At 58.8% G+C, this 13,922-nt stretch carries 13 protein-coding genes and 2 pseudogenes; 11 read left to right on the top strand and 4 right to left on the bottom strand.

What is annotated here, in order from left to right; translation table 11 throughout:
* Positions 1-39: 39 nt before the first annotated feature.
* From narJ to BFE01S_RS34505, 4 genes are all read right to left on the bottom strand, one after another.
* Positions 40-729, bottom strand: a complete 690-nt coding sequence (gene narJ / locus BFE01S_RS34520; protein WP_042339742.1) for a nitrate reductase molybdenum cofactor assembly chaperone — start codon at positions 727-729, stop codon at positions 40-42.
* A complete protein-coding gene (gene narH, locus BFE01S_RS34515) occupies positions 730-2,271 on the bottom strand; it encodes a nitrate reductase subunit beta (protein WP_028229411.1) in 1,542 nt (513 codons plus the stop codon).
* Positions 2,268-6,092: a nitrate reductase subunit alpha gene (locus tag BFE01S_RS41440; RefSeq protein WP_084170406.1), complete on the bottom strand. Its 3,825-nt coding sequence runs from the start codon at positions 6,090-6,092 to the stop codon at positions 2,268-2,270. Before BFE01S_RS41440 ends, narH begins: the two co-directional genes overlap by 4 nt.
* A gap of 248 nt (positions 6,093-6,340) precedes the next feature.
* Positions 6,341-7,543, bottom strand: coding sequence for an NnrS family protein (locus tag BFE01S_RS34505; protein ID WP_028229410.1), 1,203 nt, complete (start codon positions 7,541-7,543; stop codon positions 6,341-6,343).
* Positions 7,544-7,958: 415 nt separating this feature from the next.
* Here BFE01S_RS34505 and BFE01S_RS34500 point away from each other — a divergent pair, with 415 nt between their 5' ends.
* The 11 genes and pseudogenes from BFE01S_RS34500 to BFE01S_RS45480 all read left to right on the top strand — a co-directional run.
* The gene (locus BFE01S_RS34500) at positions 7,959-8,159 is read left to right on the top strand and encodes a heavy-metal-associated domain-containing protein (RefSeq protein WP_028229409.1); all 201 of its coding nucleotides are present in this window, start codon (positions 7,959-7,961) and stop codon (positions 8,157-8,159) included.
* A 120-nt stretch (positions 8,160-8,279) separates the two neighbouring features.
* The gene (locus tag BFE01S_RS34495; RefSeq protein WP_042339739.1) at positions 8,280-8,645 is read left to right on the top strand and encodes a carboxymuconolactone decarboxylase family protein; all 366 of its coding nucleotides are present in this window, start codon (positions 8,280-8,282) and stop codon (positions 8,643-8,645) included.
* Complete coding sequence (locus tag BFE01S_RS34490) at positions 8,629-9,204, top strand: hemerythrin domain-containing protein (RefSeq protein ID WP_028229407.1); 576 nt, start codon at positions 8,629-8,631, stop codon at positions 9,202-9,204. The genes BFE01S_RS34495 and BFE01S_RS34490 overlap by 17 nt, the downstream gene beginning before the upstream one ends.
* Positions 9,205-9,285: 81 nt before the next feature.
* Positions 9,286-9,976: pseudogene (gene sdhB / locus BFE01S_RS41435) on the top strand (succinate dehydrogenase iron-sulfur subunit).
* Positions 9,977-10,154: 178 nt separating this feature from the next.
* Positions 10,155-10,523 (top strand): cupin domain-containing protein, encoded by a 369-nt coding sequence (locus BFE01S_RS41430; RefSeq protein ID WP_042339737.1) that lies wholly within the window; start codon positions 10,155-10,157, stop codon positions 10,521-10,523.
* Between the two features lie 35 nt (positions 10,524-10,558).
* Positions 10,559-11,175, top strand: a pseudogene (locus BFE01S_RS43705) (uracil-DNA glycosylase family protein).
* 17 nt (positions 11,176-11,192) lie between these two features.
* Positions 11,193-11,579 carry a DUF488 domain-containing protein gene (locus BFE01S_RS34470; protein ID WP_028229405.1) on the top strand — a complete coding sequence of 129 codons (387 nt, stop codon included), beginning with the start codon at positions 11,193-11,195 and terminating at the stop codon, positions 11,577-11,579.
* 402 nt (positions 11,580-11,981) lie between these two features.
* On the top strand, positions 11,982-12,689 hold the full coding sequence (locus BFE01S_RS34465) for a succinate dehydrogenase iron-sulfur subunit (protein ID WP_028229404.1): 708 nt from the start codon (positions 11,982-11,984) through the stop codon (positions 12,687-12,689).
* Between the two features lie 32 nt (positions 12,690-12,721).
* Positions 12,722-12,958, top strand: a complete 237-nt coding sequence (locus tag BFE01S_RS43700; protein ID WP_245621270.1) for a hypothetical protein — start codon at positions 12,722-12,724, stop codon at positions 12,956-12,958.
* A 526-nt stretch (positions 12,959-13,484) separates the two neighbouring features.
* On the top strand, positions 13,485-13,724 hold the full coding sequence (locus BFE01S_RS45250) for a hypothetical protein (protein WP_028229403.1): 240 nt from the start codon (positions 13,485-13,487) through the stop codon (positions 13,722-13,724).
* The coding region (locus tag BFE01S_RS45480) for a hypothetical protein (protein WP_218002933.1) at positions 13,721-13,922 on the top strand (202 nt) is incomplete at its 3' end. The genes BFE01S_RS45250 and BFE01S_RS45480, both read left to right, overlap by 4 nt.

The following is a 13,922-nucleotide window of genomic DNA, read 5'->3' as shown; positions in this document are numbered from 1 at the left end:
AATGCGCGGAATGTGAGCACGGAACTCCGCCGTTTCCGGCTAACGTGACGGTCTTTTGTCGTAAAACTGGATTGGTTGGGGCGCCGTGGATAAAGGCGCTTGTGCACCCAGGAAGCTCACGGGCTCCTCCTGCCACTCGCGATCGAGCGCTTCGGCATCGATCTCGCGCGTCGTGGCGGCGTCGCTCACGGTCGTGTTCGCGTTCGCCAGCGGTGCCTCGCCGGCGAGTGGCAACAATGCCGCAACGGCTGCGAAATACGGCGTTCCGCGCTCGGCCAGGCTGGTCGCAATCTGCCGGCTGATATCGGCAATTTCGCCAAGCAGCGCATGCGCTTGCGCAGGCGTTTCGTGAGACAGAAACTCGAGAAAAACCGGCAGGTAGTCGGGTAATTCACCAGCGCCGAGAAACAGGCCCTTCGCTTCGTACATGGCGAGCAGATCCACCATCGCCTGCCCACGTTCGCGCGACTCGCCGTGGACGTGTTCAAACAGATAGAGCGAAGTGGCCCGGCCGCGGTCGAAGATTTCGACGTAGTCTTCCTGCAGATCCAGCAGCGGCCGCGCCGACAGTCGGTCGACCAGTTCAATCAAGGCTACGCGTGTGTCGGACGGCAAGCGGGCGTGCCCGGCCAGCGCAGCGCGAATCTCGTCGAGTGCTGCGATAAGAGTTTGATCGGGATAGTCCAGCAGCGCGCCCAACATGCTGAAAATCAGACGGTTGTCTTCCATTTATTCACCCGCCGCGCGAATGGGAATAGTTTTGCGTGCCTTGTTGATGCCCTTGCGTCCACCGAACAGGCTGGTTTCCGTGGTGCCGTCGGAACACCCGTTACCGAACGAGAAACCGCACGATGCGCGCAGGTCGAAGGCATCCTCTGCATATTCGCGGTGAGCCGTCGGAATCACGAATCGATCTTCGTAGTTGGCAATCGCCAGATATCGGTACATCTCATCGACTTGCGCGCTGGTCAGATCGACTTCGCTGAGCAATTCCGGGCTCTCGCGACGTTCGACATGGCGCTCGCGCATGAACGCTCGCATCGCCAGCATTCGCTTGAGGGCAAGCCGAACCGGCGCTTCGCGACCGGCTGTGAGCAGATTGGCCAGATAGCGCAGCGGGATGCGCAGCGAATCGACGTCGGGCAGCAAGCCTTTCATGCCGAGCCGACCGTCATTGGTGGCCGAGTTGATCGGCGACAGCGGCGGGACGTACCAGACCATCGGCAAGGTGCGGTATTCGGGGTGAAGCGGAAAAGCGATCTTCCACTCCATCGCCATCTTGTACACCGGGGAATGACGCGCCGCTTCGAGCCAGTTCTCCGGCACGCCGTCGCGAGCCGCCTGTTCACGCACGGCCGGGTCGTTCGGATCCAGGAAGATCGACAGCTGCGCTTCGTACAGATCCTGTGGGTCCTTGACCGATGCGGCTTCTTCGATCCGGTCGGCGTCGTACAGCAGCACGCCGAGATAGCGTATCCGGCCGACGCAGGTTTCCGAACACACGGTCGGCTGACCCGCCTCGATACGCGGATAGCAGAAAATGCACTTCTCCGACTTGCCGCTTTGCCAGTTGTAATAGATCTTCTTGTAAGGACACCCGGACACGCACATCCGCCAGCCGCGGCACTTGTCCTGGTCGATCAGAACGATGCCGTCTTCCTCGCGCTTGTAGATCGCGCCGGAGGGGCAGGACGCCACGCACGCGGGATTCAGGCAGTGCTCGCAGAGTCGCGGCAGGTACATCATGAAGGTGTTCTCGAACTCCCCATAGATGTCGGTCTGCACCTGATCGAAGTTGTAGTCCTGCTTACGCTTTTCGAACTCTCCGCCAAGAATTTCTTCCCAGTTCGGGCCCCACTGGATTTTCTCCAGACGCTCGCCGGTGATCAGCGAACGCGGTCGAGCGACCGGCCCGACCTTAACGTCGGGTGCATCGTGCAGATGCGCGTAATCAAAGGTGAACGGCTCGTAGTAATCGTCGATCTCCGGCAGGTTCGGGTTGCCGAAGATATTGGCGAGCACACGCCACTTACTGCCGGCACGAAGCTCGATCCTGCCATTCGTCTTGCGTTTCCATCCGCCGTTCCAGCGATCCTGGTTTTCCCAGTCCTTCGGATAACCGACGCCTGGTTTCGTTTCGACATTGTTGAACCACGCGTACTCCATGCCCTCGCGCGAGGTCCAGACGTTCTTGCAGGTGACGGAGCAGGTATGGCAACCGATGCATTTGTCCAGATTCATCACCATACCGATCTGCGCGCGGATTTTCATGGCTTCTCTCCAGTCTCATCATCGGCCATCGCAAGTGTCGGCGCGCCGTGAGCGAGTGTGTGCTGATGACGCGCAGCTTCGGCCGCCGACAGCACCGACGCGGGTGTCGACTCATCCTTCCAGTCGATCGTTTTCATTTTGCGGACGATCACGAATTCGTCGCGATTGGAGCCGACAGTGCCGTAATAGTTGAAACCGTATGAGAGCTGCGCATAGCCACCGATCATGTGGGTCGGTTTCGGCATGATGCGCGTGACAGAATTGTGAATGCCGCGGACCCCGGAGACTTCTGAGCCCGGTGTATTGATGATCTTTTCCTGCGCGTGATACATCATCACGGCGCCTACCGGAATGCGTTGGCTGACCACTGCGCGCGCGGTTAGCGCACCGTTCAGATTGAACGCCTCAATCCAGTCGTTATCGACCACGCCGATCTTCCTGGCATCGGTCTCGGAGATCCAGACGATCGGGCCCCCGCGCGACAGCGTCAGCATCAACAGGTTGTCGGTGTAGGTGCTGTGAATGCCCCACTTCTGATGAGGGGTGAGGAAATTCAGCGCGATCTCCGCGTTTCCGTTTGAGTGGCTGCCGGCCATGCCGGTGGTGCTGCGCGTGTCGATCGGCGGCTTGTAGACACACAGCGACTCGCCAAAGTCGCGCATCCACACGTGATCCTGATACAGCTGTTGGCGCCCGGACAGGGTGCGCCAGGGAATCAGCTCATGAACATTCGTGTAGCTTGCGCTATAGGACACATGTTCGGATTCGATCCCGCTCCACGTCGGCGACGAAATGATCTTGCGCGGCTGCGCCTGAATATCCCGGAACCGGATTTTTTCGTCCTCGCGAGCGCGCGAGAGATGCGTGTGATCGGTACCCGTGAGCGCCGACAACGCTTGCCATGCTTTAAGCGCGACGGCACCGTTGGTTTCCGGGGCCAGCGACAGGATCACTTCGGCTGCGTTGATCGCCGAAAGAATCTGTGGTCGCCCGTGCGAAACGCCCGCGTCAGCAACCGGATAATTCAATTCTCGAAGCTGTTCGATTTCCTCGCCGGTTTGCCAGGTAATGCCTTTGCCGCCGTTGCCGAGCGAGTCGAGCAGCGGTCCGAGCGAGGTAAACTTGCGCCAGGTATTGGGATAGTCCCGTTCGACGACCGCAATGCTTCCCATCGTTTTTCCGGGAACCGGATCGCATTCGTCGTGACCCCAGTCGGCAATGCCGTCGGTCTGGGCGATTTCGCCGGCGCTGTCGTGTTGGAGCGGTGACATCACAATGTCGCGCTCCACGCCGAGATGGCCTTCGGCCAGTTCAGAGAACTTTTGCGCGATGCCTTTATAGATTTCCCAGTCGCTTCTGGATTGCCACGCTGGGTCGACGGCCGCCGACAGCGGGTGGATGAACGGGTGCATGTCGGACGTGTTCATATCGTCCTTCTCGTACCACGTGGCGGTCGGCAGCACGATGTCCGAATACAGGCAGGTGGTGGACATTCTGAAGTCGAGCGTGACGACGAGATCGAGTTTGCCCTCGGGCGCTTTCTCGTGCCACTTCACCTCTTTGGGCAGGATGCCGGCGCTTGCGCCCAGATCCTTTCCCTGCACACCATGCTCGGCACCGAGCAGATGCTTGAGGAAGTACTCATGTCCCTTGCCCGACGATCCCAGCAGGTTCGAGCGCCAGACAAACAGGTTTCTCGGAAAATTTTCCGCTGCGTCGGGATCTCCGCACGACATCTCAAGCGAGCCATCCTTCAGACCCTTCGCAACATAAGCGGCGGGGTCGGCGCCGACTGATGCCCGGCCGAGTTCGAGCGGATTGGTCCTGAACTGTGGCGCGGACGGCAACCAGCCCATCCGTTCGGCACGGACGTTATAGTCGATCGGGCTGTCGGCGAACCCGCTGCCATCGGTGAGGGGCGATAGCAGTTCTGTGACTTTCATCGTTTCGTAGCGCCATTGATCGGTATGCGCATAGAAAAGCGACGTGCCGTTCATGACGCGCGCGGGCCTGTACCAATCAGTCGCGAATGCCAGCGGCAGCCAGCCGGTTTGCGGCCGGAGCTTTTCCTGGCCGACGTAGTGAGACCAGCCACCGCCGGATTTGCCGACGCAACCGCACATGACGAGCAGATTGATGATCGAGCGGTAGCTCATATCCATATTGAACCAGTGGTTCAAACCGGCACCGACGATCACCATCGACTTGCCCTCGGTCTTTTGGGCGTTATCGGCGAATTCGCGCGCAACGGCGATGACATCGTGCCGTTTGACACCAGTAATCTTCTCCTGCCACGCGGGCGTGTACGGTACGTCATCGTCGAAATCGGCCGCGACGTTCGGGCCGCCGAGTCCCTGGTCCACGCCATAGTTGGCGACGAACAGGTCGTAGACTGTGGCAACCAGAACTTCACCGGCGCGGGTGGCGATCTTGCGTACGCCAATGCGGCGCGGCAATACACTCGCATGGCCGGTGTGCGTGAAGTGAGTATGTTCGACGTTGCCGAAATAGGGGAAGGCGACCTCGATCGTCTCGTCGTGTTTCTCCACGAACGACATGACCGGACGGATCGGATTGCCGTGGACATCCTCTTCTTTCAGATTCCATTTGCCGGCGTCGCCACCTTCCTTTTGTCCCCAGCGAAAGCCGATCGATCCGATTGGCGTGACACGCTTGCCGCTCAATTCGTCGAAGGCAACAGTTTTCCAGGCGGCGTTGTTTTCCTGGCCGGATGCATCATCGAGCTCGTCTGCTCTCAGGAGTCGTTCGGGCACATAGTGCTCGCCCTGTTTGACGATGCGCACGAGCAGCGGCATGTCGGTATAACGTCGGCAGTAGTCCGAGAAATATTCGCTCTTGCCTGCGACGTGAAACTCTTTCAGCACGACGTGACCCATCGCGAGACCGAGCGCTGCATCCGTGCCTTGCTTGGGATGCAGCCAGATGTCGCCGAACTTCGCGCCCTCGGCGTAATCGGGAAAGATCGATACGATCTTTGCGCCGCGATAGCGTACCTCGGTCATGAAGTGCGCGTCGGGGGTGCGCGTTTGCGGCACGTTCGACCCCCACAACATGATGAAGCTGGAGTTGTACCAGTCGGCCGATTCTGGAACGTCGGTCTGTTCGCCCCACGTCTGCGGCGACGCGGGCGGCAAATCACAGTACCAGTCGTAGAAGCTCAGACTCACGCCACCGATCAATGACAGATAGCGGCTGCCTGCCGCATAGGACACCATCGACATTGCGGGTATTGGTGAGAACCCGATGACGCGGTCCGGGCCATGTCGTTTGATGGTATGGATGTTTGCGGCCGCAATCATTTCGTTCACTTCATCCCAGCTTGAGCGAACGAACCCACCCAAGCCGCGGCGACGCGTATACGAAGCGCGGGCTTCCTGGTCATTCACGATCGCGCTCCACGCTTCCACCGGCGCGAGCGTCAGGCGCTTTTCGCGCCATTGTCTGAGCAGTGCGCTTCGGATCAGCGGATATTTAAGGCGATTGGCGCTGTAGAGATACCACGAATAGGACGCGCCGCGAGCACACCCACGCGGTTCGTGATTCGGCATATCAGGACGGGTGCGGGGATAATCGGTCTGCTGGGTTTCCCAGGTGACGATGCCGCTCTTGACATAAATCTTCCACGAACACGAACCTGTGCAGTTGACGCCGTGGGTCGAGCGCGCGATCTTGTCATGCTGCCAACGTTGCCGGTAGGCGTCCTCCCATCCACGGTCTTCATGGGTTGTCATCCCATGGCCTTCGGAGAAGGTTGGCCTCGACGTGGAGAAGTACTTCAGGCGATCGATAAAGTGGCTCATCTGATCGACTCCATGGCGCTCGATGCTCGAAGTCTACGCGGGTTGTCCAGAATTGTGGGCACTCTGATTGTTTTCATGACACTCGCCGATAGATTGAAATTTGGAAAGCCTACGTCTGGATTCTTGTGGTCTCTGGAACGGGGACAATTTTTTTCGACCACGCCCGGCACGCTCTTCATGCACGTTGCATAACAACAATCCCCAGAATTCGCCGCATACCTAACTTGCCTCTGCATAGCGTTAAGCTGTCAGCCTGCTTTGCCATCGATACGGGACGCGCTCAGGTAGGGCACGTATTTGACCAGGTAGACGATTAATGCGGCAGACCAGCATATGCCGGCTATGTCGATCCAGATAGCTGTCGCGCCGCTGGCGAACCAGGGGCCGAAAACTCGCACGATTGCCGCGGCGATCATCAGCCAGTAACTCGCTATCTCGGCTCGTCCCGCAACGAGCGGGCGCCCGGTGTGTCCAAGCGCGGTGCGGGTAATCATCGCGATAATGGCGCACCCTATCGCTCCGATCGTCAGGGCATGAATCGCAAGCGAATGCGGGACGGCGCCTGCGGACGCCAGGGCAAGCAACGCAAAACCGATCGGAATCCACGCATAGGCGACATGCAGGATCCAGAGAATCGGCCGGGGCCCTACTCGCCACGAATGCCATCCGGTGATTCTGATTCCATGGACGGTCGCGGCGGCGCAGGCGCATACCACGACGAACCACGGCGCGGCATTTGCTGCATCCGCAACAAATGCCAATATGACAGTCGGCACCGCGAGTTTCTCGATCACCTTCCAGCGCGTCATCCGGAATCCGGGAATGGCGTTCGTGGTAAACATCGGTACCACGCGGCCCGAAATGACGGTGACGAACATCACCACGAGTCCGATTGCTGCGTAAGACGCCCGTATTGCAAGGTCGGGACGCTCCTGCCACACCCACCAGTGAAAACAGACGTTCAGCAAACCAAAGAGTCCCAGTGCCACGGGCAGGAAAATGTTGTGGCGGTTGCGTGCCGTGATCAGCACCCGTAACAGCACAATCGCGACAACCGGAAGGAAGGTGCAATCGACGATGGCTGCGATGGGTTCCGGGCCTGTCCAGACCAGCACGCGTCCCGCTACCCACAGAAGCCACAGTCCCGCGAGCGCTACGCCTCGTGGCGTTTCGAGGGTTGTCCAGGCACGCACGGCAGTAAGCAGAAATCCCACCACGATCGCGGCGATGAAGCCGAAGATCATTTCGTGAGCGTGCCAGAGCACACCATTCATGGCAGGCGAAGAGCCTGCGATCGGGTAGCCACGCAACGCGATCAGCCAGAGCGCTACTGCAATAAAGCCAAAAAGTGCACCGCTGAGATAGAACGGTCGGAAGCCCAGGCGCAGAACGGGAAGACCCAAATCGGCTGTTGGTCGCGGGTCCGTGACAGGTTCTGTAATCCTCAACATGGTCTCCCAAATATGCGCCCCTGAGGAATCGCAACATGCCTTCGCGAGTGGCAGACAGCGTCGAGGTTGAATCGTGCACGCTGCGCCATCCTCCCATCCCATCGTAGTATGAAAAGCCATTAATGGCATGGTCGGATTGATGCAGATCAATGACTCAGCTAACGCGCCTGCTCAATCTGGATTGCAACGAAATTCACCTGAAATCCAGGTGTATTCCCCAATAGATCACGTTATGATGTACAGCATATCGCAACAGATCATTGGAAGTCCGCGAGTGCCAGAGACGCTTCCCTGGCATTCGCATTCGTCGGGTACGGGTGTTCTCTGCCGGAAGGCTGGGAACCATGGTGCTGACTGCTACGGGGCATAACGGCAGTCACGCAGCGTCTGAATTCACCGATTGACGGAGCAGGACATGATGTTCAGAGTCGGGCAGATGAAGGGGGACAACGATGCGGCTGTCCTTACCCGGGCCATGCGCACAGTCGAACCAGATGCAAAGGTCGACGTTGATGTCGATGCGAGGACCGTAAAAGTTGACTCATGGCTGTTTGCCGAAGAGTTTCTGGTTGCGTTCGCTGACGCCGGATACGACGTCAAGTTAGTCGAACGCTAATGGTGCGTCGCGGCCAGTCACTCGTGGTCGGGTTCCGCGATCCGGTGACGGTTCGTCATCGGCTGCGCCTGCCCGCAGGCGACGCGGCCGTTTCCCTGAATGGTTTTTGGGAGCTGAATCATGGACAAATCTCTCTATCCTGCAACGGGCGCTGCCATCGCGAGAAAACGCAAGGAGCTCGCGCCCCAACCGCTGGCCGCCTTCAAGGCGTTCAGCGAAAGCGTGTTCGCCGACGGCGCACTGCCGGCCAGGACAAAACAACTGATCGCCGTGGCGGTCGCGCACGTCACGCAATGCCCCTACTGCATACGCGGCCACACCGCGGCGGCCATGAAAAGTGGCGCGACTGGACAGGAGATCATGGAGGCAATCTGGGTCGCGGCCGAAATGCGAGCGGGTGCCGCGTATGCCCATTCGGCGCTGGCGCTCGACACGATCGCTGCGCAACAGGATCCCGGGGAGACACCCGATGCCCACGCTCATTGAACGGTTACTGGCAGAGCACGTCACGCTGAAAAGACTGGTGCGGCTCCTTGGCGGGGAGATGTCATTGCGTGCCGCCCCGTGCGCACCGGACATCGCGCTTCTCGTAGACGCGCTTTACTACCTGACGCGCTTTCCAGACGTCAGCCATCACATGCTCGAGGACCGCATCGTCGAACTCCTGCTGGCGAAGCAGGCGTTGCCGGCGAGCTTCGGCCATGAAGTCGAGGCTCAGCATGCGACACTGTTCAGGCAGGGCCTCGAACTCCTGCAGGATCTCGAGGCGGCGGTGCGTGAGGAAAACATGTCACAGGAACTCGTCGAGATCCATATTCGCGAGTACGCGCAACTGCTGCAGCGCAATATGGACGTCGAGGAGGCGATTCTGTTTCCAGCGGCAGTGCGGCACCTTGACGGGGATGATTTTCGCGCGCTCGCGTTACTCGACGTGTACGGTCAGCCAGATCCACTGCTCCAGACGCCGGTGGACGAGCGGTTCGCGCAGCTCCATCGCGTGATTGCAAGCGAGGCGGGCTGCGGCTGCGGCGGAGGCAATCTCTGAACGGCGTGGCCGAACCATGTTGTCTGACCGTGGGCCGCACGGTCGGCCAGCGGGCAGAACCATGAAGGGGGGCTTTCCGTGATCGCCGAACGTGTCATCGGAATTTGTCGCTACGACCCGGACAAGGATGTCCTGCCCTATGTGCAGCGCTTCGTGGTTGACATCGATCGGAACGATCGCATGGTGCTGGACGTGCTGGTCAGGCTGAAATCGGTCGACGAGTCGATTTCGCTGCCGCGCTCGTGCCGCGACGGCATCCGCGGATCCAGTGCCATCAACATCAATGGCGCCAACCGGCTCGTGTGCCAGACCAACATGAAAGAGTTGCCGTCGCGAATCATTCTTCGGCTGCTACCGGGCCTGCCCGTGAGCCTGGACCTGATCGTCGATCATGATATCGCTCCTCAAGCGGTATCCTTCCGTGATGCCGTACCTGATCAACGATACCCCGCCGCCGGGGCGCGAGCACCTGCAGAGCCCGGCGGAGCGCGATCAGCTGGATGGCCTGTACGAATGCTGTTCGTCGGCGAGGCCGTAATTCTGGGGGAATCCTGGCAGGTATGGCGGTCCGGCCGGGCTTCTGCGTGCATACTGGTTCATCGTCGTCTCACGCGACATGACCACTAGCGCCCGCCTCGACAATCTGGAGAACCCGTGTTGTCTGTTTCGTTGTCACACTATTCTGAACCGTACGGACATTTGCCCGAAAAACCTCAATCCGGTTGATGCGATCGGGCAGGTCCGATCGATGTTCGCGCGCCGAGCGGTATGACCATGTGGGAACACGGGAACGCGAAGAAACTGAACCATTTGCCGGGAGATCGAGGGTTACTGTTCCGTGGGGCAATCCAGTGGCGATGCCCGGGACGCTGCCATGAAACTGAAAACGGACTGGCTGGGGACCCGCATCGATGTGGACGGAGCCGGCGTACGTATCAAGGAGAAGTTGTATGGCTATATCGCATCTTTCGTCTGGAGGAGTCGCGAGTGTGCTGCCGCTGGCCGCGCTGCTTGAACAGACGCCGACCACGGCGTTGTTCAAGGAAAAGCACCTCGAGGTCATGCGGATCGTTCTGCCGGCCGGCAAGCGGATGCCTGCGCATGCGGTAGACGGACCGATCACGGTGCAGTGTCTCGAAGGCGAAGTAAACATTGGTATCGGCGATGCACTTCGACGCCTTCGTGTCGGTGACCTCATTTATCTGGCGGGCGGCGCCCGGCATGAACTCACCGCCATGACGAATTCGTCGCTGCTTGTAACCGTCGTTCTTCTGGATCCGCGGGACATGCCGGGAATCGCGGCAGGCGAGACGCAATAGCCATGACTACGATCTCGAAGTGAGCTGCCTGCACAGTGAATAAGCGCCAATACCCCTCTCTCGATGTACTTTTGAGTGAGGTGCGTGCTTGTCGCGTGTGCGCAGAGCATCTGCCACTCGGCCCTCGCCCAGTCCTGCGGGCGAGAGCCGACGCGCGGATTCTCATTGTTGGGCAGGCGCCCGGCGCCCGCGTGCACGCGTCCGGCATTCCGTGGAACGACGCAAGCGGCGATCGACTGCGCAATGGGCTTGGAATCGATGTTCCTTCGTTTTATGACGAGTCGCGGTTCGCAATCATCCCGATGGGGTTTTGTTATCCAGGGCGGGGTAACGGTGGCGATAAACCGCCGCGCCGCGAATGTGCGCAGCTCTGGCTAGACAGCCTCCTGGAAAAGCTGGAGCACGTCCAGCTGACGCTGTTGATCGGCCAGTATGCGCAACGCCATTTTCTCGGTGGCTGCCGCAAGCGGTCCCTGACCGAAACAGTTGGCACGTGGGCAGAATATGGGCCGGCCGTGATGCCATTGCCTCATCCGTCACCACGCAACCAAGCCTGGTTTCAACGGCATCTGTGTTCGAAAAGGAATTGCTTCCGGTGTTGCGCGCAAGAGTTGAAGCGATTCTGGCGCCTGAAGCGGAGCCGGCAAGCTAAACTGGAAGGAGCACGATATGCAGCGGGCGAATCGCGAGAAATTGCAGATATTCATCAGACGAGCATACGAGGATCCGACACCGGAGGATGGCTATCGTGTCCTCGTAGACCGGGTTTGGCCTCGAGGTCGCAGCAAGGCTGTGCTTGCCCTCGATCAATGGGCGTTCGACCTCGCACCCAGTACAGCATTGCGCAAATGGTTCGGCCACGATCCGAAGCGATGGGAAGCATTCGAGCAGCGCTACCGAAGCGAGCTTGCTTCTGAGGAGCAGCAGGAACGGATGCGACGCCTTTTGAGCGATTCAGGTGGCCGTTCGATCTCACTCATCTACGGCGCAAAGGACGAGAATCATAACCAGGCCGTTGTCTTGCGAGATGTCCTTTCGTGCCTGTCTGAAGAATGAAACCTGTGACTGCTTTGATCCGATTGCCCTTGCATGGCTGTCCGGACTGCGAGCAGTGTCATTTCTACCGGTCATGCCAGTAATTGATGGCATCACTACCAGATAAATCCGCTGACAATATCACAGTATGATATACAGTGATAGATAGCGCAGGGCAGCTACCTTGATCTGGGTGGCGGTCAAACCGGAGCCCGCAGCGAGGCGGACGATTTCGATCACAGTTGCTGTGTGGGCTGACGATGGCAGCAACTGGATTACGATGCATGCGATGATTTTTGCGAGATGTTCGCTCCACGGCTGATAGCCGTCTAAGCATGCTATGGCGAGTAGCAGATCGACGCAAAAGCAACGTCGGCCAACTGTCCGGTGTTGCGCAGCCTGCCACCCGATTGGAGAGACGTTATGAGTGATGCAAAAACATTCGAGATCTACCGATACGATCCAGACAAGGATGCCACGCCTCATTCGCAGGTCTTTAAGATAGAAAGGACGGTGAATGACCGGATGCTACTGGATGTACTAATTCGCCTCAAAGCGCAGGACGAGACGCTCAGCTTCCGGCGTTCCTGTCGCGAGGGGGTATGCGGCTCTGACGCTATGAACATCAATGGCAAGAACGGTCTCGCCTGCACGACCAATCTCAACGATCTACCCAGCCACACGGTGTTGCGACCGTTACCCGGTTTACCAGTCGTACGCGATCTGATCGTCGATATGACTGCATTTTTCAAGCAGTACCATTCGATCACGCCGTACCTGATCAACGATACCCCGCCCCCAGAGCGAGAGCGGCTCCAGTCGCCGGAGGAACGCGATCAACTCGACGGCCTCTATGAATGCATCCTGTGCGCATGTTGCTCGAGCGCGTGTCCTTCGTACTGGTGGAACCCGGATAAATACGTCGGCCCAGCGGGCTTGCTACAGGCTTATCGCTTTCTGGTTGATTCCCGCGACGAAGGAACTGCCGCGCGGCTGGATAATCTCGATGACCCGTACCGACTGTTCCGATGTCGCACGATACTGAACTGCACGGACGTTTGCCCCAAAGGACTGAATCCGGCAAAAGCAATCGGGGAGATCCGCACCATGCTTGCACGCAGAATTATCTGATTGATGCATTGTGATCGTGCAGGAGGGCTGAGGTGGCAATTCAACGTGCATCACGAGATGAACCAATCGAAGAACGTTCACGTATCGAGTTTCTCATCGCGCGTGACGGATTGCCGGCAGCTATCGAATGGGTTCACACCACGGTGAAGATCTATCGAAGCGCAGTGCTTTCGAATCGACATTTCGCGCATTCCGAACCCTATCGATCTCGCTTTATCGTCGCGTATCTTGAGTTCAAGCAATGGTTGCGATCAGCTTCCACACCCTGATGAGCGCATTGGCAGGGACCTTAATTCCGTCGCCGTGCGATCCACGGCGAACACGTTTCAGCATGCCGAGCCGACCGCTGTCGGTGGACTCATCTTCCCCAAGAGGTGAATGATCGCCATTTGGAGCAAACGCTCAGGTTTTGAAGCTTCGAATTTTGGGCTGTCTGATGAGAGGCTAGCTCCGCCCCCGGCGATGATGGCAAAGTCCCGCCTGAAATGTCTTGAGCCGTCCCATCCTTAATGGACTTGGACTGCACGCATCACACTGCGTTTACACGCTAGCGGTCGGCATTGGGTCTTTTACAGAAATTACTGCAATTGCGGTTGTCGTCATCCGGATGACGCTGCTCCTGCCGCAGTCGGGTAACCAGCGCGCCGGTTGTCGCACCAATCTGCAGTCCCCAGTGAATGAGCCGTTGTGGCGTCCATTCGAGATGGGCGCGGTGTGCGGCCGGCATGGGTTCAATTACGGGTGGTGTAGCCACCCGCGCGATCGTGACGGGCGTGGCTGGCGACACAGCGAGCGATGCAACAGTTCGACGGCGCTGGCAGTGATGCGCGCATCGAGCTTGAGGCCGACCAGCTCATGCGGAACGCTGTGGCGGTGTTTGTTGATCTCGACCTGATAGTCGATGTGAACCGTCAGCCCGTCAAAATCAAGCGCGATTCGTGCAGTCAACGCACGTTGTTCGCGCTGAGCCGGTTCGGCCGACAACGACTTTGGGGTTGTAAGCTGGAAGCCCAGATTTGCTGGAAGTTTTTTTGATTCAGGCAGTTAGCCGCAATTTTCGGGTGGCAAAGGGTTGCGGCGTTAACTACTGTGGCCGCAAAGGCCTGATTCATCTGCCGCGCGCTGGATTTTGCCGCCCACTGCACACGAATCTCAGGCTGAGCTGCGGATTTTCATGGGAAATCGAGCGGAGAAACAGGGGGCTTATGATCGAGCAGATAGTCACCGAGCCGG

Origin of the sequence: Paraburkholderia ferrariae NBRC 106233, from assembly GCF_000685035.1 — a bacterium.
Classification (GTDB): domain Bacteria; phylum Pseudomonadota; class Gammaproteobacteria; order Burkholderiales; family Burkholderiaceae; genus Paraburkholderia; species Paraburkholderia ferrariae.
This window is presented reverse-complemented; position numbering and strand designations above follow the sequence as displayed.